A 21,507-nucleotide genomic window follows, 5' to 3' on the forward strand; every position below is an offset into this window, starting at 1 on the left:
CTTTCCTGGAGAAGGTCATGTGGGGAAATCCGCAAGGCCCAGGCGGCCTGCGTCCTTCCGTTCGGTGAGGGGACCCGAAGTGCGCACAAGCGGTCCCAGGATGACGAGAGTGACGAAGAGAAGGCCAATCTCTAGGTGATAGACGAAAGAGTATCCGGTGGTGGGTGTGGCGAGGCCTTCGCCCCAGGTCCCGGACATGGCGATGGCGCCGATCCAGTCGCGGAGCGTACCGCCGAGGGCGATGGCGACGCCGGCTGCCGTGGCTTGCGCCGCACCCCAGGCACCAAGGGCAAGGCCGCGCCCGGCGACCCCTTTGGCTGGCATGGCCATAGCAGCGGTGAGGGTTGAGACGGCAAAGAGCCCGCCACCGAAGCCGATCAGCGTGGCGCCCGCGTAGAACAGGACGTTGGCCTGCATGGGGGCGGCAAAGATCACGAGGCTGAAGGCCCAGATGCCCGCGAGGATGCCTGCCCCGGCCAGACGGTAGGAGTTTGACCCTTTTGCAAGCCGTCGTCCGGCCCAGATGAAACCGGTCAGCGCGCCTGCCGCCCAGAGGGCTGTGAGGATCGTCGTGGCCGACACCGACAGGCCAAGGATTTCGCCGCCATAGGGTTCGAGCAGCACGTCCTGCATGTTGAAGGCCATGGTGCCGATAAAGACGCAGGCCAGAAGCCGGCCGGCCTTGCCCCCGGCGGCGTAGTCGTTCCACGCGCCGCGGAACAGCGGGCGCGGGGCCTCGCGCTGTGCGCGGCTCATCGGGTTCACGCTTTCCTGTTTCCAAAGCGCGATGAAGGTCAGGACGGCACCGACAACGGCAGAGCCTTGCACCACGCGGATCAAGGTCAAGCTGCTGTAATTGTTCAGTAATCCACCGATGATCAGGGCTGAGATGCCCATGCCCACAAGGAACATCACATACAGCATCGCCACCACGCGGGGGCGGGTTTCGTCCGTCGCCCGGTCGCTTGCGAGGGCCAGCCCGGCGGTCTGGGTCATGTGGATGCCAAGGCCCGTCATCAGGAAAGCGAGGCCCGCGAGGACTTCGCCCGCGAAGGGGATGTCGTGCACCGTGTCGCCCGATAGGACGAGCAGGGCAAAGGGCATGATGGCGAGGCCGCCGAACTGCCACAGCGCGCCGAACCAGATGTAGGGGATACGCTTCCACCCGATGGCGGAGCGGTAGGTGTCGGAGCGGAAGCCCAGCAGCGCCCGGAAGGGGGCCGAGAGCACGGGCAGCGCGATCATGACCGCCACGATCATGGCGGGCACCGACAATTCCACGATCATCACGCGGTTGAGTGTACCGAGCAGCATGACCGAGGCCATGCCGACCGACACCTGGAACAGCGAAAGGCGCAGAAGCTGGCCCATCGGCAGGTCATCTGACGCCGCATCGGCAAAAGGCAGTGCCTTGAGCGAGAGATGCTTGAGCGCACTCATGGCCGCAGCTCCATCGCTTCGGAGATGTAGAAGCCGCTGGTGATCCGGTCGACCGGGCGCAGCATACGGCGGACCTCGCGGATTTGGCAGCGCTCATGAGTTTCGGATGCGCGTGCGGGATCATCACGGGCGAGCGGTCTGAGCGAGGGAAGGCCTTGCCCGCGTACCACATCGCCATCAACGCAGGTGTGCGAGGCGCGACCGTAAAGACGATGGGCCCGCTCACGCGCGGTTCGAGTGCTGCAAGTGCCGCGCCGATATCGGAGGCCGTGTAGTAAATCAGGCTGTCCATCGCGATAACGGCATCAAACTGGCCCAATTTCGGGTCCAGCATATCGCCGGTATGGAAGGTCACTTGGTTTTGCAGATCATGGGGCAGGCGCAGTTGGGCGATATCGATCAGTTGGGGCGAGATATCGGCGGCGACCACGGTGGCCCCGCGTTCCGCCAGTGCGATGGTTGCCACGCCGGGGCCGCATCCGGCATCCAGAATACGTGCCCCACGCAGGTCATCGGGCAGGCGGCTCAATATCAGATCCCGCATCCGATCCCGACCCGCGCGCACGGTTTCCCGAATGCGCGACACAGGCGCGTCCGAGGTCAGACGCTCCCATGTCTTGGTCGCCGTGCGGTCGAAATAGTTTTCGACCCGGGCGCGGGTTTGGTCATATGCGGGCATCAATCAAAGCCAAGCAGTTCAAAGATATCGCGGTCTTCCATGGGTGCGGGGGCCAGCCCCTCGGTCCCGTTCCAGAGGGTTTCGGCGAGGCGGATGTACTCGGCGCGGCAGCGCACGATGTCTTCCTCGTCGTCCATCTCGAACAGGGTCTTTTTCTTCAGGCGGCTGCGCCGAATGGCATCCACATCGGGCATATGCGCGATGCGGTTGAAGCCGACGGTGTCACAGTAGCGATCCACCTCGTTTGTCTCGCGTGAGCGGTTGGCAATGCAGCCGGCAAGGCGCACCTTGTAGTTTTTGGATTTGGCCTGCACCGCGGCAATGATGCGGTTCATGGCGTAGATGCTGTCAAAATCGTTGGCGGTGACGATCAGGGCGCGGTCGGCATGTTGCAGAGGGGCGGCAAAGCCACCGCAGACCACGTCACCCAGCACGTCAAAGATCACAACGTCGGTTTCTTCCAGCAGGTGGTGCTGTTTCAGCAGCTTCACTGTCTGGCCAACCACGTATCCACCGCAACCGGTGCCCGCGGGCGGACCACCGGCCTCGACGCATTTCACGCCATTGTAGCCTTCGGTCACAAAGTCCTCGGGGCGCAGTTCTTCAGGGTGGAAGTCGACCTCTTTGAGGATGTCGATCACAGTTGGTTGCAGGTGTCCGGTCAGGGTAAAGGTGCTGTCATGCTTGGGGTCGCACCCGATCTGCAGCACACGCTTGCCCAGATTGGAAAAGGCGGCCGACAGGTTGGACGAGGTGGTCGATTTGCCGATCCCGCCCTTGCCGTAGACGGAGAAGACCTTGGCTCCGGTGATCTGTGCATCGGCGTCCTGGTGCACTCTGCACCGATCCTTCGCCGTCTTGCCCGCGCAGGACGGGTGGGTTTCTGTCGAGTGGGCTCATGCGCCCCTCCTTTCGAATGGGGAAAGATCCCCTGCTTCATCTTGCGAAATAAACCTCCGCCGGAGGCTCCCGCGGTATGTGTCCGTGTAACGGGTCATTCGGCTGCGATCCCTTCGAGCTTGTCCTCAAGCGCATCGGCGGCATCCTGGAGCGCGGCCAGCGTTTCGGCGTCGGGTGCCCAGTATTCGCGGTCGGACGCTTCCAGCAGGCGGTTGGCCATGCGGGACGACGCGGTTGGGTTCAGATCGGCCATGCGCTGCCGCATCTCTTCGTCCAGAACGAAGGTTTCCGAGATGCGCTGGTACACCCAGTCGTCCACTTGTCCGGTGGTGGCGGACCAGCCGACGGTGTTTGTGATATGCGCCTCGATCTGCCGCACACCTTCGGCGCCGTGTTTCAGCAGCCCTTCGAAAAACTTGGGGTTCAGTGCGCGGCTGCGGGTTTCGAGCGCCACTTGATCCTTGAGCGTGCGCACGGTCGCGTTGCCGCGAGTCCGGTCGCCGATATAGACCGATGCCTCGGACCCCCGCGCGCGTTTCACCGCGCGGGCGATGCCGCCCAGCGTGTCGAAATAGTGGTCCACCGTGGTGACACCCAGTTCGACGGATCTCGAGGTTTTGGTAGGCAACCTCCACATCTGCGAGCGCCTTTTGCAGGAGCGCGGGGTTCGCGGCGGATTTGCCATCGACGCCGTAAGCAAAGCTTTTGCGCGTCTCATAGGCGTCGGCCAACTCGTCCTCGTCCCCGAAGGCGGAGCTGTCGACCAGTTGGTTCACGTTCGAGCCATAGGCCCCTTCGGCATTCGAGAACACGCGCAGCGCAGCGGTTGCGAGATCCACGCCCTGCGCCTCTGCATAGGCCAGCGCGTGGGCGCGGATGTAGTTTTGCTCCAGCGGCTCGTCGGCTTTGGCGCATTTCAATGCCGCTTCGGCCAGCATGCGGGTTTGCAGGGGCAACAGGTCGCGAAAAATGCCCGACAGTGTCATGATCACGTCGATGCGGGGACGGCCGAGGTCCGTGAGTGGGATCAGGTCGGCCCCGGCAAGACGGCCAAAGCTGTCGAAGCGCGGGGTGCAGCCCATGAGGGCGAGGGCCTGCGCGATGGGGCCGCCGTCGGATTTGATGTTGTCGGACCCCCACAGCACCAGTGCGATCGAGCGGGGCAGGGTCGGGTGCGTGTCCAAGAGCAGTTGCGCCTGTTTCATCCCGTCGCGGCAGGCGAAAGCCGTGGGCATGCGGAACGGATCAAAGGCGTGGATGTTGCGGCCCGTGGGCAGAATGTCGGTCGAGCGGATGAGGTCACCGCCGGGCACCGGTTTGATGTAACGCGCGTCGAGCGCTGTCATAAGCGCAGTCAGTTCAGTTTCCTGCTGTAGCAGTGCGTCGACGCGCGCCCGAGCATCTTCATCCGCGTGGGACATGAGGTTGAGGTATTCCGTGCGCGCGACATCGCTGAGCGGTTGGCCTACCACGTGCAGACCTTCGGGGATCAGCGCGTCTTCGGTTTCGAGCAGTTTCAGCCAGAGCGCTTCGGCAGGCGTGCTGCCCATGTCCACGGCTTCGGCCTGTTCGGCGATCAACTCTTCCAGCTCAACCCGCGCAGGGTCAGTACCGTCCATCTCGCGCCAGCGGCAGAGGGAGTCTTTCAACTCCGCCAGCCCCTTATAGAGACCGGATTGCGCGAGTGGTGGCGTCAGGTGCGTGATTGTCACGGCGTTGGACCGGCGCTTGGCCAGCGACGCCTCGGACGGGTTGTTGGCCGCATAGAGGTAGATGTTCGGCATCTCGCCAATCAACCGGTCCGGCCAGTCCTGTGCCCCAAGGCCGGCCTGCTTGCCAGGCATGAATTCGAGCGCGCCGTGCATGCCGAAATGCACCACCGCATCAGCCTGATAGGTGTTGCGGAGCCAGAGATAGAAGGTGGTGAAGGCGTGGGTCGGGGCAAAGCCTTTCTCGAACAGCAACCGCATTGGGTCGCCTTCGTAGCCAAAGGCGGGTTGGACCCCGACAAAGACGTTGCCTAGTTCCTTGCCCAGCACGAACACACCGCGCCCGTCGGATTGGATGCGGCCCGGCGCAGGGCCCCAGACGGCTTCTATGGCGTGAAGCGGCGGCGTGGTGCGAACGATGGTGTCGGCATCCACATGGGCGGCGACATTCGCCTCCTGACCGTACTGCGCGGCGTTGCCTTGCAAGACTTGGGCGCGCAAGGCGTCCACGCTTTTTGGCAGATCGACCGTGTAGCCGCGCGCTTGCATGGCTTTCAACGTGTTGAAAAGGCTTTCGAAAACAGAAAGATACGCAGCTGTTCCCACGGCACCCGCATTGGGTGGGAAACCAAAGAGGACGACAGCAACCTTCTTCTCGGCATTCTTTTTTCGACGCAGGCGACCAAGGCGCAGGGTTTTTTCCGCCAGGCTGTCGATGCGTTCGACGCAAGGCACCATCGCCTTCGGTTCGCCTGCCTGACAGGTATGGGCGCAGCCATTGCACCCTTCGGGGCCAAGCCGCCCGCCAAAGACGGTGGGGCAAGTGGCCCCGTCCAACTCGGGGAGAGCCACGAGCATTGTTGTTTCGATGGGGCCGAGACCGCCCGTGCTGTCTGCCCACTGGCCGAGCGTCTGAAATTCCAACGCGTGGGCGGCAAGGTATGGGACATCCAATTCGGACAACACGTCGATGGCTGCCTCATTGTCGTTGTAGGCAGGGCCGCCCACCAGCGAAAAACCGGTCAGGGAGACAAGTGCGTCCACCTGACCTTTGAAATAGACGTCGATGGCAGAACGTGCGTCCAGCCCTCCGGCAAAGGCGGGCAGAACGCGCATGCCTCGGGCCTCAAACGCGCGAATGACGCCGTCGTAATGGGCCGTGTCGCCCGCCAGTACGTAGGAGCGCAGCATGACGATGCCCACGGTCATCTCCGCCCCTTTGGGACCAGGGATATCGGCGGCATCAGTGGTGATGCGCTGCGGCAGATCGGGGTGATAAAGGCCTGTGTCGGGGTAGTCGATGGGCAGGGCCGCTTCGGGCCCGTTCGCCCAATCGGCAGAGGTCGCGTAGCGTTTCAGCAGGAACTGGATCATCGCCCGCACATTGTCGTCGGACCCGCCCAGCCAGTACTGCATGACCATGAACCAGGCGCGCAGATCCTGCGCCTTGCCGGGGATAAATTTGAGGATCTTGGGCAGACGACGCAGCATCTGCATCTTCTTCGCGCCGTCCTCGGTCGAGGGTTTGGAGGAGCCGCGCAGGCGCTTCATCAACTTGCCCATGGTCGAGGGCGGGGCCTGCATGTCGAGCGTGCCCATGCGGGTCAACTTGACCACTTCGGCATCGGCTATGACCCCGACCATCGCGTCACAGGTGTCTCGGCGCGCTTTCAGCGCAGGCAGGATTCGGGCCACATGTTCTTCGAGGAACAGGAGGTTCGAGATGATGATGTCGCCATTCATCACGGCCTCTTCGGCGGCCTCGAAGGCCTCGGGAGATTCGCCCCATTCGGCGGCGGCATGTATTTGCAGATCAAGGCCCGGGTAGTCCGACACCAGTGCATCCATGGCCCGTCGGGCCGGGCCGGCGGCATGGCTGTCCAACGTGATGATCACCACGCGGTAGCCGGGCATGCGCCCGTTTATGTGCGTGTCATCGCGCATAATGGGCCTTTGCTTCATAGAGTGTGTCGACGGAGATTTCAGCGACACCGCGTTCGTTGGCGAATATTTCGGTGTTGCGGCGGGCCTTGCCGCGTACGAAGAACGGAATCTTCTTCAACTCTTTCTCGGCATCAGCCAGCCAGATCACGGATCCTTCATTCATCTTGCCAGATAAACTTCGGGGGGAAGCCGCAGGCTGGGGGGCTGGCCCCCCTGCATCGGTTGGGCTTGGCGCATGGCCGCCATGGTGCGAGGGACCGGCCGCATCGTGGAACTCGAAATCCTCGCGGAACATGTGCAGCAGGTGCTCTTCCAGCCCCATGACCAGCGGGTGGACCCATGTGTCAAAGATCACGTTGGCCCCCTCGATCCCCATCTGGGGGGAGTAGCGGGCGGGGAAATCCTGTACGTGGACCGGGGCCGAGATAACGGCGCATGGGATGCCGAGCCGTTTGCCGATATGGCGTTCCATCTGTGTGCCGAGGATCATTTCGGGCTGCAGCGCTTCGATCACGCGCTCAACCTCGAGGTAGTCGTCGGTGATGGTCGCTTCGATCCCCATTTCGCGGGCCTTGGCACGGACAGAACGGGCCATTTCGCGGTTGTAGCAGCCCATGCCTACGACCTCGAACCCCATCTCGTCCTGCGCGATGCGGGCGGCGGCGAGCACGTGGGTGCCGTCGCCAAACAGGAAGACACGCTTGCCGGTCAGATACGTGCTGTCGACGGATTTTGAGTACCAGGGCAGGCGCAGGCGGGAGGTGTCGAGATAAGCATCCTTGCCCGTGATCGTCGCGACTTCGTTGACGAAATCACGGGTGGCGCCGACGCCGATGGGCACGGTTTTAGTATAGGGCTGGTCCAGGTCCCGTTCCATCCAGCGGGCGGCGGACTCTGCCGTTTCTGGGTACATCAGAACGTTGAAATGCGCCGCGCCCATGCGGGCGATATCGGCGGGTGAGGACGTCATTGGGGCCACGACATTTACGCTGATCCCCATGTCCGAGAGCAGCGCGGTCACCTCTTGAATGTCATCGCGGTGGCGGAAGCCGAGGGCTGTGGGACCGATCAGGTTGGCGGTGACCTGTTCGGTCCGCTCCATGGGTTTCGCCAGCGTTTTTACGATCTGGAAGAACGTTTCATCTGCGCCGAAGTTTTCCTTGCGCTGGTAGCTGGGCAATTCGAGCGGGATGGTGGGGACTGGCAGGCCCATGGTTTCGGCCATGCCGCCGGGGTCGTCCTGGATCAGTTCGGCGGTGCAGGAGGCACCCACGATGATTGCTTGCGGTTTGAACCGGTCGTAGGCGTCTTGCGCTGCCTGTTTGAACAGGTTGGCCGTGTCGGCGCCAAGATCGCGGGCCTGGAAGGTTGTGTACGTGACCGGCGGGCGGTGGTCGCGCCGTTCGATCATGGTGAAGAGCAGGTCGGCGTAGGTGTCGCCTTGGGGCGCATGGAGCACATAGTGCAGGTCCGTCATGCCGGTGGCCACGCGCATGGCACCGACATGGGGTGGGCCCTCATATGTCCAGACGGTGAGCTTCATGGGCCAACTGCGTGGGGGCCAGCCCCCACACCCCGTGGTATTTGCCGTCAGAAGAAACAGGGTCAAGTTGAAGGACGTCCGCGCGGCGAATGGGGCGGGAGAAGAGGCCCGCGAGGTCGCCCGCCTGTTCGTAGAAATGGACCGGAGTGAAGACGAGTTCGATGGCCCATTTGGTGGCCAGCCCTTCAGCCTCCAATGGGTTGGCGAGGCCGAGGCCGCAGACGGTGAGGTCGGGTTTGGCCGCCTTGGCGCGGTCGAGTTGCAGGTCGACGTCCTGTCCTTCTGAAATCGTGGGCCCTTCGGCTAGCAGGTCGAGGTCGGGGCCGACGATGCCTTTGTGGATAAAGGGCGCTCCGACTTCGATCGCTTCCATCCCGCATTCACGGGTCAGGAAGCGGGCCAGAGGGATTTCGAGCTGGCTGTCAGGGAAGAAGAAGATGGATTTGCCGTTCAGCGCCTCTGCCGCCTGGGCGATGGCCTTGCGGGCGCGGGCACGAGGTGCGGCGGTGACCTGTTCGAACAGCTCGGGTGCGACGCCGAATTCCGTGGCGATGGCGGCGAGCCATTGGGTTGTGCCTTCTTCACCGAAAGGGAACGGCGCCGGGATGTGGCGCGCGCCGCGGCGGCTCAGCGCGTCATGCGTGTCGCCGAGGAACGGTTGGGTCAGGGCGTAGAGGGTGTTTGGGCCGACGCCGAGGTTGCTGTCGGCCCGGGGGGCAGGCAGGACCTTGATCGGGCCGATGCCCATGGCTTCGAGAAGGCCGATGGCCTGTTCCTCAACCACGTCGGGCAGGGCGCCGACCAGCAGCAGTTGCCGCTCGTCTGTTTTGGGAAGGACGGGCACCATGGAGGCGAGGCAGGCGTCTTCGCCTTGGGTGAAGGTCGTTTCGATACCGGAGCCGGAGAAATTCAGCACCCGCACCGATGGTGCGTGGCGTTGGGTCATGCGTTCGGCCGCCTTGGCGAGGTCCAGCTTGATCACCTCGGAGGGGCAGGAGCCGACAAGGAAGAGTTGCTTGATGTCGGGGCGGCGGGTGAGCAGTTCATCCACGACCTTGTCGAGTTCGTCCTGCGCATCGGCCAAACCGGCGAGGTCGGTTTCTTCGAGGATCGCGGTGCCGAAGCGTGGTTCGGCGAAGATCATGACCCCGGCCGCCGATTGCAGCAGATGGGCGCAGGTGCGGCTGCCGATCACCAGAAAGAACGCGTCCTGCATCTTGCGGTGCAGCCAGATGATTCCCGTCAGACCGCAAAACACCTCGCGTTGACCGCGCTGTTTGAGAATCGGTGTCTCGCGGCAGCCACCTGCCGATGGGAGGCGGGGAAGCTCGGTCATGCCGGTGCCTCGTGCATTGCAGATGCCTGCAATCGAGCGGCGCGCAACTTGAGCACGAACTGGGCGGCGTTGATGACGTAGGCACCGTAGGCGGCGAGGGCCAGCCACATCAGCGGGACGGGTTCCAGGGCACCGGAGAACAGCGCCCAGAGATAGGCCGTATGCAAGGCGATCACGAGGAAGGAAAACACGTCTTCCCAGAAAAAGGCAGGGGCGAGAAGATATTGGCCGAAAACGACTTTTTCCCAGATCGCACCCGTGATCATGATCAGGTAAAGCACGCCCGTCTTGATGACGATGGACCATGTGGCGGCGGCGTATCCTTCCCCCGTAGACAGGTAGCGGATGACAAGCGTCAGGGAGATCAGGAACACCGCGAATTGGAGGGGTGCGAGAATGCCCTGAACCGGGGTCCAGATGGTGGCATCCCGACGCGCGCGTTCCTCGGCTGTATAGAGCCCGACCGGTGCTGCATGTGGGGGTGTCCGAATGGACATTGTGTTGCGCCTCTCCCTTTGCGTCACGGGTTCAGCGTATCGGGTGGGAGGGAAAAGTGTCAATTATAACTTACACTCTGACTGTCATCTTGGCGCACAGTTTTTAATCGCTGCAACCTGTATGGGTGTGAAAAAACCCCGCTTTTCTGAATTAAGCTGCGCTGCTCAGAGGCGCGCATAGGTCTGTGACGTGGTGCTGCTGTCAAATTGAGTTGACATTGTGTGTGTTCGGGCAGACACTTTTGTTGTTTCCACGGCTCTGACGCGCCAGAACCGTTCATTGCGTTCACACGGATCGAGGTAATCCATGACGCAGGACGACCCATTTGGCACTTCCCGTTATGTGTACGGGCACAGCTACGACCACGAGTCGTTGGCCGGTGAGGTTATTTCTATCCTGAAGGATCGTCAGGTCGTTGGACCCTCGGGCGCACGTCAGATTGCCATCGACTATCTGGTGCGGGCTGTTCTGTCTGATGGCAGTTTTGATGCAGCGCTGGTGCTGGAGGAGTTGAGCACCTACCGCCTGACCCATGATGCGCTGATTGACCTTTATATTCCCAAGGCTGCGGAATACCTGGGCGCGCAATGGATGACATCAGACCTGGATTTTGCCACGGTCACGGTGGGTTCGTTGCGTTTGCAGGCGCTTTTGGGCGTTGCGGCACATGGCCTTACGCGCGAGTCGGTGGACCAGAGCAATGTATTGCACGCATTGGTCATTGTTCCTGATGGCGAGCAGCATTTCCTGGGAGCCAGCGTTGTTGCGGCGCAGCTGCGTCGGCTGGGCTGTGATGTCAGCCTGTCGATCAACGAGGCAACACCTCAGATTCTTGCCAGGGTTGAATATGATCAGCCGGATATGATTCTGTTCTCATGTGCGCGGGCCGCGGGCCTTGAAACCGCATGTGGAACGGTTACAAAGATAAGAGAAGCAAGTGATATGAGTCCCGTGTTGGCCATAGGTGGCGCCTATTCTGGGATCACTAAACATATAACAGAACAAACAGGCGTCGATCTTGTGACGAATACGGCAAAAGATGTTGTTGGCTTCACGACGAAGCGCAAAAAGGCATTGGCCCGTAGATGACAACTGACGGAAGCAGTTTTTGGACAAGCGGCGCTGTCCCGCTCATTGAGCCTGAGTTTCTGAGCAGCATTATTGCGGCTGCCTCGGACATCGCTCTTGTTGTATCTGCCGAAGGCACGATCCTGTCGGTGCTGTTGAACGACCAGGATGACAGCTTTGGCAACCTGAGCCATTGGGAAGGTCGACCTGTTGTCGAGTTCCTGACGGAAGAGAGCATTGAAAAGTTTCAGCAAGCGCACGACGCGTATATGTCGGGGCATCCGCCGAAAAAGCCGCTTGAGCTGAACCACAGCGACAATGCCGTGTGGCAATATCCTGTGCGCTATACGTTCCACCGTTTTGGACAAGAGAATGGGGTCTTGTTGTTGGGTCGCGACCTGCGCCCCATTGCCGAAACGCAGCAGCAGTTGGTGCAGGCCCAGATTGCGCTTGAGCAAGGATACGAGGCCAGCCGCGAGTTTGACGCGCGTTATCGTGTGGTCATGTCGAATGTTGACGATGCGATTGTGTTCGTGTCGGTGCAGACCGGGCGGATCGAAGATGCGAATGGCCGGGCTGCAGCGTTGCTGGGCCTGAAGCCGGATGCGCTTGTGGGTGTCACCCTTGCCAGCCTGTTCAAGGATCGGTCCGGTGCGGAGCTGACCGAAAGCCTGATGAACGCCACCCTGACAGACGGTGGTGAAGCTGTACCGGTGCGTACGTCGCGGACACATCAAACCATCGACTTGTATCCGACCTTGTTCCGCGCTGCAGGGCAGCGCGTTCTGATGTGTCGTCTTGTCGGCAGCGAAGCGATTGCGTCAAACACGGATTCTGGCATCCAATCATGCGGTGTCGCTGTTCCGGGGAACGACGGATGCCATTGTCTTTATGGACCCGCGTGGCACCACGCTGTCCGTCAATGATGCCTTTCTGGATCTGATAGGGGCAACTCATCTGTCGGATGTGGTGGGTCAATCCTTGGCCGAGTATCTGGCCCGCGGTCAGATTGATCTGGGTGTGCTGTTGGAGAATGCGGCCCGCACCGGGCAGATGCGTGTCTATGCCACCCGTCTTGTGAATGATCTGGGTGCGCGCATTCCTGTCGAAGTTTCAGCCACCGCGCTTGAAGACGCGCAGAACCCGGCCGTGGCGCTGATCATGCGTGATGTCAGCCGTCTGGAAGGTGTCCGCAAGGTTGAAGGCAGCGGCGGGGCGAGCATGCCAGAGCCTGGCCGCAACGTGATGGACCTGATCGGCTCTGCGTCGCTGAAAGAGATCGTGGCCGAGACCACTGATGTGGTTGAGAAGATGTGCATTGAAACGGCCGTCAACCTGACGCGCAACAACCGCGTTGCCGCGGCCGAGATGTTGGGGCTGTCCCGTCAGTCGCTTTACGTCAAGCTGCGCAAATATGGGCTGCTGAGCAAGAACGGCTAGCCTGCTGCGACCCTTGCGCCGACTCAAAGTGTCAGCCATAGTTGACACATGGATGTCAGCCCTTCTTTACCTGCGCGCCGATTTCCCGAGCCTGCGGCGGCCCTGCGCCTGATCAAACCGATCACGTGGTTCCCGCCGATGTGGGCCTATCTGTGTGGTGCCATCTCATCCGGGGCGTCCCCGGCGGGGCAGTGGTCTTTGATCTTGCTGGGTGTGCTTTTGGCGGGCCCTATCGTGTGCGGGATGTCTCAGGCTGCAAATGACTGGTGCGACCGGCATGTGGACGCCATCAATGAACCCGACCGCCCGATCCCGTCCGGTCGTATTCCGGGGCGATGGGGGCTGTGGATTGCGTTGACCATGTCCGCCCTGTCCCTGTTTGTCGGCTGGCAGTTGGGTCCGTGGGGTTTTGCCGCGACGATTGCGGGCGTGTTGGCCGCGTGGGCTTATTCGGCTGAACCCGTTCGCCTGAAGCGGTCGGGATGGTGGGGTCCGGGCCTTGTCGGTCTGAGTTATGAGACTTTGCCGTGGATCACAGGTGCTGCCGTGCTGAGTGCGGGCGCACCGCGCGGCGAGGTGTTGCTGGTGGCGCTCCTCTATGGGCTGGGCGCGCATGGCATTATGACCCTGAATGATTTCAAAGCGCTGGAAGGCGACCGGCAGATGGGGGTCAATTCCCTGCCTGTGATCCTTGGTCCGCGTCGCGCGGCACAGGTGGCCTGTGCCGTGATGGCGGTGCCACAAGCTGTCGTGATTGCGCTGTTGACCCTTTGGGATCGGCCCGCCCATGCGGCGGGGGTTGCCTTGGTCCTGTTGCTGCAATTCTGGGCCATGACAATCATGTTCCGCGATCCCAAGGCCAAGGCGCCTTGGTACAATGGCACGGGTGTGCTGCTCTATGTCTCCGGCATGATGATTGCCGCCTTTGCACTGCGGGGGCTGGCATGATTGCTGGCTGGGGCATGTTGGTGCGTCTGTGTCTGGTGAATGCCGCCATCGGTGGGCTGGCAGCACTACCCGTAAATCTGTTCAATCGGTTGATGACGGTTGAACTGGCCTTGCCCGCGCTGCTGCCCGGTTTGCTGGTCGCCCTGCATTATGGTGTGCAGCTGACCCGGCCTGTCTGGGGCCACCGGTCGGACGTGAAGGGGGGGCGAACACCGTTTATCCTTGGTGGGATTGCTGTTGTTGCATTGGGCGTGATTGGAGCAGCTTGGGGTATCCTGCTGGCAGAAACGTCCGTGATCTGGGCGCTGACGGTTTGGGTGCTGTCGTACGCCGCTATTGGCTTGGGTATCGGGGCCGCGGGCACATCGTTCCTTGCTCTTCTGGCCTGCGTGACCGGACCGCGCAAAGGGGCAGGGGCCACGCTGGCGTGGTTGCTGTTGATTGCCGGGGCGATCTTTGCCTCTGTCGGGACCGGCATCGCGCTTGAGCCTTACAGCCCGGACCGGCTGGTGTGGGTTGTCGCGGCGGTTTGTGCGGTGGCTTTCCTTCTGTCTGTGATCGCAACTATCGGTGTTGAGAGCCATGCCGCATTCGAGCATCAGGCGGATGATACGCCATTGATTGCAGCCTTGCGCCGCACATGGGCTGACCCCGCGGCGCGCCAGTTTACCGGCTTTGTCTTTCTGTCGATCCTCGCGTTTTACCTGTCCGAACTGATCTTTGAGCCTTTTGCCGGTCATGTGCATGGCCTGAGCCCCGAGGACAGCACCAAGCTGTCGGGGGTAAGGACGGGGCCGCCCTGATGGGGATGATTGCGGCGGGGGTCCTGTCGCATCTGCGAATTGGCAGTCTGCGGTTTTGGGCGGTGACGGGCTGTGTGTTGTCAGCGCTTGGCTTGTTGGGTCTGGGGGCCGGTCTGCCGCTGGTGCCGTCGACGGTTGTGCTGGGCTTGGGCAACGGGTTGTTTGTCGTTGGCGCGGTCGGTTCAATGATGCAGTTGGCCGCCGCCCATGCGCGCAACACCGGCACCCGCATGGGTGTCTTTGGTGCGGCGCAGGCCATTGCCGCGGGTCTGGCTGGGTTGGTCGCCACGGGCATGCTGGACCTGACCCGTTTGATCCTGCCCGATGCTGCGGCTTACGGCACGGTTTTCACATTCGAAGCGGCGCTGTTCCTATGTGCCGCTCTGGTCGCCTCTCGCGTGATGCGAGCGGTCGAGACCCATGATGTAACCTTGGTTCCGGGGGAGTAGTATAATGTATGATGTCGTTGTTGTGGGCGGAGGACCGTCCGGGGCCACCGCAGCCGAGGATCTGGTGCGGTCGGGCCATTCCGTTGCCCTGCTGGACCGCGAGGGGCGGATCAAACCCTGTGGTGGTGCCATTCCGCCCCGGCTGATGCAGGATTTTCACATCGGGGAAGAGCAGTTGTTGACCAAGGTCACGACCGCCCGGATGATTTCGCCCACGGGTCGTCGCGTCGATATCCCGATCGAGAACGGGTATGTCGGGATGGTCGATCGGAAGGATTTCGATCCGTTCCTGCGCCAGCGCGCCGCCGATGCGGGGGCCGCGTATTTCACCGGTACATTCGTCCGCATTGACCGGCCCGATGGGCATCCGGTGGTGGTCTATCGCGACAAGGAAACACAGGAGCATCGCGAACTGCCCTGCAAGCTGGTGATCGGGGCCGATGGGGCCAAGTCCCGCGTTGGGCAGGCCGAGGTGGAAGGGGCCGACAAGGTGCCGCTTGTCTTTGCCTATCACGAGATCATCAAGGCTCCGGAGGCCACCGACACCTATGACCCGATGCGCTGTGACGTGATCTATGACGGGTCCATATCGCCCGACTTCTATGGCTGGGTGTTTCCGCATGGTGGCACGACAAGCGTTGGGATGGGGTCCGAGCAATCGTCTGTGAACCTCAAGGAAGCGACGGCGGCGCTGCGCGTTGCATCCGGTCTGGACGAGTGCGAGACCTTGCGCTAGGAAGGTGCCCCCATCCCCCTGAAGCCGATGGACCGGTGGGACAATGGCAAGGATGTTGTTCTGGCCGGAGACGCAGCTGGTGTCGTGGCACCATCCTCGGGCGAGGGCATCTACTATGCGATGGTCGGGGGTCGGGTTGCTGCGACGGCTTGTGCGGCGACTCTTGCGTCGGGCCGGGCCAAGGACCTGAAACTGGCGCGCAAGCTGTTCATGCGCGAGCACAAAACCGTGTTCCGGGTTCTGGCGTCGATGCAGAATGCCTATTATCGTAATGACGACCGGCGCGAACGCTTTGTGTCACTTTGTCACGATATAGATGTGCAGCGTCTGACCTTCGAGGCGTATATGAACAAGAGGCTGGTCAAAGCGCGGCCCATGGCGCATCTGAAGATCGGTATCAAGAATATGGCCCACCTGACCGGGCTGGTGAAGGCGAACCACGTATGACGATCATGATCCCCGCCTGGGTCGACGGCGCGTTGACCCCGGTGGAAAAACTGGAGGCGCATCAGCGCGGTCTGAAGCACAAGGCCGTGTCGGTCTTTGTTGTGCGGGGCACCGAGGTGTTGTTGCAGCAACGCGCGATGGGTAAGTATCACACGCCGGGCCTGTGGGCGAACACGTGTTGCACGCATCCCGAATGGGACGAAGCGCCTTCGGTGTGCGCAGCCCGCCGCCTGAACGAAGAGTTGGGCGTGACTGGCGTTCCGCTCGAGCATCGACATCATCTGGAGTACCGGGCGGATGTGGGCGATGGGTTGATTGAGCACGAGGTGGTTGAGGTCTATCTGGGCCACGCCCGGGGTGATCTGCGCGTGGCGCCAAACCCGGATGAAGTCATGGCCTACGAGTGGGTCGACTACCACGATCTGATGGCCACGGTGGCCCGTCATCCTGATCGTTTTACGCCATGGCTGCGCATCTACCTGGCGGACCATGCCGACACGATCTTTGGCGCTGACCTGGCGCAGGCCGCGCGGGTGTGAGTGTAGAGATCTATCTTTTGTACCTCGCGGCTGTTGCGGTGTTTTTTGCCACACCGCCGGATACCAGCCAGCTTTTGATCATTGCAAATGCGATGAAGCACGGGCTGCGCCGTTCCGTCTGGGTCATTGCAGGTGACTTGAGCGCCAACGTGATCCAGATGACGGCTGCTGCTTTTGGCCTTGCTGCGGTGATAGCCACGTCTGCGGCGGCCTTTGGTGTCATCAAATGGTTGGGCGTCGCCTATCTGGTGTGGATCGGGCTGCGCATGATGATGTCCCGAGGCGACGGTGCGCGGGGGCGTGCGGATGGCGCTGCCCATCCTGTCCGGCTGTTTCGCCTTGGGTTTGTAACCTCAATGACCAACCCGTTTGCCGTTGTTTTCTTTGCGGCTCTGTTCCCGCAATTTATCACGGTCAATGTGCCAATCCTGCCGCAGCTGTTGATCCTTGGGGCCACGTATCTTGTCGTGGATGGCGCCACGTTGCTGTTGTGGGGCTGGGCCGGGGACCGGGTGGCCGCCCGTTTTGCAAAGCGATCCATGACGGCCATCAATCGCGTCTGTGGCGGCCTAATGATCGGCGCAGCCGTTCTGTTGGGTCTCAAGGACATCACGCCGCAACGTTAACGCTAACGATTGATCACTGCCTACTATGGTTTTAAGAGGACTCCGTACCCATCCGGAGGACGCGGGCGTGTCGGACGACAAAATCTATGATCTGTTTGTGATTGGTGGCGGTATCAACGGGGCCGGGATTGCCCGCGATGCGTCGGGCCGTGGCCTGAGTGTGGCCTTGGCCGAGGCCGGTGATCTGGGGGGCGCAACCTCGTCTGCGTCGACCAAGCTGTTTCATGGTGGGCTGCGCTATCTTGAGTTCTTCGAATTCGGGCTGGTGAAATCCGCGCTGAAAGAGCGCGAGGTGCTGCTGAAGGCGATGCCGCATATCAGTTGGCCCATGCGCTTTGTCCTGCCTTACGCGCCCGACATGCGGTTCGACAGCGACACGCCGACCTCGCGTCTGTTGCGCGTTGTGATGCCCTGGATCGAGAAGGGCGGCGGCCTGCATGGCTCGTTCGTTTGGGCCTGTTTCTCTATGACAATCTGGGCGGTCGGGAGATCCTGCCGGGGACCAAGACGCTGGACCTGACCACCGCGTCCGAGGGCAAGGGCCTCAAGTCACGCTTCAAGATGGCCTATGAATATAGTGACTGCTGGGTCGAGGATTCCCGACTGGTCATGCTGAACGCCCGTGATGCGGAAGCGCGGGGTGCCACGATCCTGACCCGCTGCGCGGTCAAGGAGGCCACGCGGGATGGTGATCTCTGGCGGATCGAGACCGAGAAGGGAACCTATCGCGCCAAGGCCCTGGTCAACGCAGGTGGGCCATGGGTAGCCGACATTTTGACCGGCGTGATGCGGCAGAATTCACAGCACAACATCCGGCTGGTGCGCGGTTCGCACATCGTGACCAAGAAGCTTTATGACCACGACAAGGCGTATTTTTTCCAGGGCACCGACGGCCGGATCATCTTTGCCATTCCCTATGAGCAGGACTTTACCCTGATTGGCACCACCGATGCCGAGCATACGGATGCGGATACCAAGCCCGCGATCACCGATGAAGAACGCGACTACCTGTGCGCTTTCGCCACCGAATATTTCGAGAAGCCGGTGACGCCCGAAGATGTGGTCTGGACCTATTCCGGTGTGCGGCCTCTCTATGACGATGGGGCATCTTCGGCCACGGCGGCGACGCGGGATTATGTGCTGGCGCTGGATGACAACGGCCCACCCGTGCTGAGCGTCTTTGGCGGCAAGATCACCACCTATCGCAAGCTCGCTGAACAGTCGCTGGCCAAGATGGGATTGGGCGAGGCATGGACTGCCGGTGTTGCGCTGCCCGGTGGGGATTTCAAGGTGGCAGATGTGGGGTCGCTGACGTCGAAACTGGCGTCCGACTACTCGTTCCTCGACCAGAAATGGGCTGCGCGTTTGATCCGGGCATACGGGACCGAAGCGTGGGACGTTTTGGGTGACGCCAAGACAGCGGATGATCTTGGGCCCGACTTTGGCGCAACATTGACCGGTGCTGAGCTGACATGGATGATGACCCGCGAATACGCGGTGGCAGGTGATGACGCGCTGTGGCGCCGGACCAAACTTGGACTGCGCCTGAGTGCAGAAGAGCGCGCGGCCGTGGACGATTGGATGAAGGAAAACGCTGCATGACCCATATTCTTGCCATTGATCAGGGCACCACGTCCTCGCGCGCGATTGTGTTTGACGGGGACATGCAGCCTGTTGCCTCGGCTCAGGAAGAGTTCACGCAGCATTTCCCGAACAGTGGCTGGGTTGAACACGAACCCGCCGACTTGTGGGCGACTGTGAAATCGACGTGCAAGGCCGCGATGGACCAGGCGGGATTGGGGGCAAGCGACATTGCCGCGATCGGCATCACCAACCAGCGCGAGACAACCGTGATCTGGGATGCGGAAACAGGTGAGCCGCTGCACAACGCCATCGTCTGGCAGGACCGCCGCACGGCGCAGATGTGCGAAGGGTTGCGGGCCGACGGGCATGGCGATCAGGTGACGGCGATCACGGGCCTGCTTCTTGATCCGTATTTCTCGGCCACCAAGGTGAAATGGATTCTTGATCAGCATGAAGGATCAAGGGATCGGGCCAAGGCGGGCAAGTTGCTGTTCGGAACGGTCGACAGCTTCCTGATCTGGCACATGACAGGCCGCACGGCCCACGTCACGGATGCGACCAATGCCGCACGCACGATGCTCTATGACATCCACAAGGGCGCTTGGAGCCCCGAGATGTGCGCCATGCTCGACATCCCGATAGAGATGTTGCCCGAGGTCCGCGATTGCGCGTCTGACTTTGGTGTGACCGACCTGCTGGGTGGTGAGACCCCGATTTATGGCGTCGCGGGCGACCAGCAGGCGGCAACCATTGGACAGGCCTGTTTCGAACCGGGGATGCTGAAATCGACCTATGGCACGGGCTGTTTTGCGCTGCTGAACACAGGCGATGCGCCGGTGACATCGAACAACCGTTTGCTGACCACCGTGGCGTATCAGCTGGACGGTAAACCGACATATGCACTCGAAGGGTCGATCTTTGTCGCGGGTGCCGTCGTGCAATGGCTGCGCGATGGGCTGGCGATTATTGCATCGGCTGCGGAAACACAGGCACTGGCCGAGAAAGGCAATGGCAACGTGACCCTCGTACCCGCCTTCACCGGCCTTGGCGCGCCGTATTGGAACCCCGATTGCCGCGGCGCCACGTTCGGTTTGACCCGCGATACGGGACCTGCCGACATGGCACGCGCGGCATTGGAAAGTATTGGTTTCCAAACCCGCGATCTTTGGGAAGCGATGCGGGCGGATTGGCCCGATGCGGGCGATGCAGTGCTGCGCGTTGATGGCGGGCTCAGCGCCAATGATTGGGCCATGCAATTCCTGTCGGATATGCTGGGTGCGCCGGTAGATCGGCCTGCCGGGCTTGAGACAACGGCACTGGGGGCGGCGTGGCTGGCCGGCATGCGTGCTGGCATCTACCCGGATACCGAAGGGTTCGCTGCCACATGGGCACGCGAAGCACGGTTTGATCCGCAGATGTCGGAAGATGCGCGTGAAGCGGGCTATGGCCGTTGGAAACGCGCAATCGATGCAACGCAGGCCGTTTGATGGCAAACGCAAGCAAGACACCGCGTGCTTTGATCGAAGGTCGTGCAGCTCTGATCGTGATCGACATTCAGGCCAGTACATTTATCGACGACAGCGAAGTGCGGTCGATCGACAATATGCCCGGCTACAAGGATCGCATGCTGGCTGCACGTACCGCGATTGACTCCGCACGCGCCGCAGACGTGCCGGTGATTTTCATCCAAGAGGTCCACCATCCGTCCATGGTCGATTTTGGTCGAGAGTTGGATGGAGATGAAGATGTGCATTGCCTTGAAAACAACCCGGCCACGGCCCTTGCGGTCAAGGAAATGGATGTTCGACCGGATGACTACGTGATCCGGAAACGGCGCTATTCGGCCTTTTTCGGGACGGATTTCGAGATCCTGCTGAAAGGCCTCAAGGTTGATACCTTGCTGTTGGTCGGCGGGCTGACCGATGTCTGTGTGCACTACACTTTTGTTGATGGGCACCAGCACGACTATTTCTGCCGCGTGATCGAGGATTGCGTCGCCGGATCAAGTCTGGAGGCGCACGAGGCGTCCTTGCGGGCCATGGAGTATCTGCAAACCGGCGCGCGCCGCAGTTTGAAAGAGGTTTTGGCGGGACTTTAGCCTCGAGACCCGACAGTCACTTCGACCTCTCCGATCCCGTCCACACCTCCGGTCATCACATCCCCGGGATCGACAGCGCCCACTCCGGCAGGGGTTCCCGTCATGATCAGGTCACCCGGGGCCAGCGTCACCGCTTGCGACAGGTAAGCCACGTGATCGCGGACGGGCCAGATCAGGTCCGAAATGTCTGCGTCCTGCCGCACCTCTCCGTTCACGGCGAGCCAGATGCGCCCAGCGGTCAGGCTGGGAACATCCACCAGCGGCACAAGCGGCGACATGGGGGCGGAAAAATCAAACGCTTTGGCCCAGTCCCATGGGCGGCCCATTTTCTTGGCTTCGGCCTGTAGATCGCGGCGCGTCATGTCGATGCCCACACCGGCGCCCCAGACGTGATCCATGACGGCATCGGCTGGAATGTTTGCGCCGCCGGTACCGATGGCGATGACCAGTTCGATCTCGTGGTGCAGGTCTGCCGTCAGCGGCGGATAAGGAATGGTGCAGGGGCTGTCGGCAACGGCGTCCGCGGGTTTGGTAAAGAAGAACGGTGGCTCACGGTCGGGATCCTTGCCCATCTCGCGCGCATGTGCGGCATAGTTGCGACCGACGCAAAAGATGCGGCGGACCGGGAACCTGTCTTCTAACCCTGCAATGGCAACAGAGGCTTGCTGCGGAGGCGGTATGACAAAGCCCATGTTTGGCCCTTTCCTTGTTACAGGCACA

16 protein-coding genes and 4 pseudogenes are annotated in these 21,507 nt (G+C 61.6%); 12 read left to right on the forward strand and 8 right to left on the reverse strand.

Features of this window, described 5'->3' with window-relative positions; translation table 11 throughout:
- Window positions 1–15 precede the first annotated feature (15 nt).
- The 7 genes and pseudogenes from ACZ1HN_RS00140 to bchF form a co-directional block, all read right to left on the reverse strand.
- Window positions 16–1,440: a PucC family protein gene (locus tag ACZ1HN_RS00140; RefSeq protein WP_472725971.1), complete on the reverse strand. Its 1,425-nt coding sequence runs from the start codon at window positions 1,438–1,440 to the stop codon at window positions 16–18.
- On the reverse strand, window positions 1,379–2,119 hold the full coding sequence (bchM, locus tag ACZ1HN_RS00145) for a magnesium protoporphyrin IX methyltransferase (protein WP_472725972.1): 741 nt from the start codon (window positions 2,117–2,119) through the stop codon (window positions 1,379–1,381). The genes ACZ1HN_RS00140 and bchM overlap by 62 nt, the downstream gene beginning before the upstream one ends.
- Window positions 2,119–3,019, reverse strand: a pseudogene (gene bchL, locus ACZ1HN_RS00150) (ferredoxin:protochlorophyllide reductase (ATP-dependent) iron-sulfur ATP-binding protein). The gene bchM and the pseudogene bchL overlap by 1 nt, the downstream one beginning before the upstream one ends.
- 94 nt (window positions 3,020–3,113) lie before the next feature.
- A pseudogene (locus ACZ1HN_RS00155) lies at window positions 3,114–6,672 on the reverse strand (magnesium chelatase subunit H).
- Complete coding sequence (gene bchB, locus ACZ1HN_RS00160) at window positions 6,662–8,215, reverse strand: ferredoxin:protochlorophyllide reductase (ATP-dependent) subunit B (RefSeq protein WP_472725973.1); 1,554 nt, start codon at window positions 8,213–8,215, stop codon at window positions 6,662–6,664. Before bchB ends, ACZ1HN_RS00155 begins: the two are co-directional and overlap by 11 nt.
- Window positions 8,190–9,551 (reverse strand): ferredoxin:protochlorophyllide reductase (ATP-dependent) subunit N, encoded by a 1,362-nt coding sequence (locus tag ACZ1HN_RS00165; RefSeq protein ID WP_472725974.1) that lies wholly within the window; start codon window positions 9,549–9,551, stop codon window positions 8,190–8,192. The genes bchB and ACZ1HN_RS00165 overlap by 26 nt, the downstream gene beginning before the upstream one ends.
- Window positions 9,548–10,048 carry a 2-vinyl bacteriochlorophyllide hydratase gene (bchF, locus tag ACZ1HN_RS00170; RefSeq protein WP_472725975.1) on the reverse strand — a complete coding sequence of 167 codons (501 nt, stop codon included), beginning with the start codon at window positions 10,046–10,048 and terminating at the stop codon, window positions 9,548–9,550. Before bchF ends, ACZ1HN_RS00165 begins: the two co-directional genes overlap by 4 nt.
- A gap of 307 nt (window positions 10,049–10,355) precedes the next feature.
- Here bchF and ACZ1HN_RS00175 point away from each other — a divergent pair, with 307 nt between their 5' ends.
- The 12 genes and pseudogenes from ACZ1HN_RS00175 to ACZ1HN_RS00230 all read left to right on the forward strand — a co-directional run bounded on the left by ACZ1HN_RS00175 (window position 10,356) and on the right by ACZ1HN_RS00230 (window position 20,787).
- Window positions 10,356–11,138, forward strand: coding sequence for a cobalamin-dependent protein (locus ACZ1HN_RS00175; RefSeq protein WP_299209846.1), 783 nt, complete (start codon window positions 10,356–10,358; stop codon window positions 11,136–11,138).
- Entirely contained in the window at window positions 11,135–12,043 is a 909-nt protein-coding gene (locus ACZ1HN_RS00180) for a PAS domain S-box protein (protein ID WP_472725976.1), read from the forward strand. Before ACZ1HN_RS00175 ends, ACZ1HN_RS00180 begins: the two co-directional genes overlap by 4 nt.
- Window positions 11,970–12,557: a helix-turn-helix domain-containing protein gene (locus ACZ1HN_RS00185; RefSeq protein ID WP_472725977.1), complete on the forward strand. Its 588-nt coding sequence runs from the start codon at window positions 11,970–11,972 to the stop codon at window positions 12,555–12,557. Before ACZ1HN_RS00180 ends, ACZ1HN_RS00185 begins: the two co-directional genes overlap by 74 nt.
- A 48-nt stretch (window positions 12,558–12,605) precedes the next feature.
- Window positions 12,606–13,505 (forward strand): chlorophyll synthase ChlG, encoded by a 900-nt coding sequence (chlG, locus tag ACZ1HN_RS00190; protein ID WP_472725978.1) that lies wholly within the window; start codon window positions 12,606–12,608, stop codon window positions 13,503–13,505.
- Window positions 13,502–14,308 carry a PucC family protein gene (locus ACZ1HN_RS00195; RefSeq protein ID WP_472725979.1) on the forward strand — a complete coding sequence of 269 codons (807 nt, stop codon included), beginning with the start codon at window positions 13,502–13,504 and terminating at the stop codon, window positions 14,306–14,308. The genes chlG and ACZ1HN_RS00195 overlap by 4 nt, the downstream gene beginning before the upstream one ends.
- Window positions 14,308–14,757, forward strand: a complete 450-nt coding sequence (locus ACZ1HN_RS00200; protein WP_472725980.1) for a PucC family protein — start codon at window positions 14,308–14,310, stop codon at window positions 14,755–14,757. Before ACZ1HN_RS00195 ends, ACZ1HN_RS00200 begins: the two co-directional genes overlap by 1 nt.
- A 4-nt stretch (window positions 14,758–14,761) precedes the next feature.
- Window positions 14,762–15,940 (forward strand): annotated as a pseudogene (locus ACZ1HN_RS00205) (geranylgeranyl diphosphate reductase).
- The gene (gene idi / locus ACZ1HN_RS00210; protein WP_472725981.1) at window positions 15,937–16,479 is read left to right on the forward strand and encodes an isopentenyl-diphosphate Delta-isomerase; all 543 of its coding nucleotides are present in this window, start codon (window positions 15,937–15,939) and stop codon (window positions 16,477–16,479) included. Before ACZ1HN_RS00205 ends, idi begins: the two are co-directional and overlap by 4 nt.
- Window positions 16,476–17,105 carry a LysE family translocator gene (locus tag ACZ1HN_RS00215; RefSeq protein WP_472725982.1) on the forward strand — a complete coding sequence of 210 codons (630 nt, stop codon included), beginning with the start codon at window positions 16,476–16,478 and terminating at the stop codon, window positions 17,103–17,105. Before idi ends, ACZ1HN_RS00215 begins: the two co-directional genes overlap by 4 nt.
- A 25-nt stretch (window positions 17,106–17,130) precedes the next feature.
- Window positions 17,131–18,707 (forward strand): annotated as a pseudogene (gene glpD / locus ACZ1HN_RS00220) (glycerol-3-phosphate dehydrogenase).
- Window positions 18,704–20,176, forward strand: coding sequence for a glycerol kinase GlpK (glpK, locus tag ACZ1HN_RS00225; protein ID WP_472725983.1), 1,473 nt, complete (start codon window positions 18,704–18,706; stop codon window positions 20,174–20,176). Before glpD ends, glpK begins: the two are co-directional and overlap by 4 nt.
- On the forward strand, window positions 20,176–20,787 hold the full coding sequence (locus tag ACZ1HN_RS00230) for a cysteine hydrolase family protein (RefSeq protein WP_472725984.1): 612 nt from the start codon (window positions 20,176–20,178) through the stop codon (window positions 20,785–20,787). Before glpK ends, ACZ1HN_RS00230 begins: the two co-directional genes overlap by 1 nt.
- On the opposite strand, the gene ACZ1HN_RS00235 is transcribed toward ACZ1HN_RS00230, so the two are convergent.
- The gene (locus ACZ1HN_RS00235; protein ID WP_472725985.1) at window positions 20,784–21,479 is read right to left on the reverse strand and encodes a fumarylacetoacetate hydrolase family protein; all 696 of its coding nucleotides are present in this window, start codon (window positions 21,477–21,479) and stop codon (window positions 20,784–20,786) included. The genes ACZ1HN_RS00230 and ACZ1HN_RS00235 overlap by 4 nt on opposite strands.
- Window positions 21,480–21,507 lie beyond the last annotated feature (28 nt).

Source organism: Tateyamaria sp. GN1-10 (assembly GCF_055693845.1).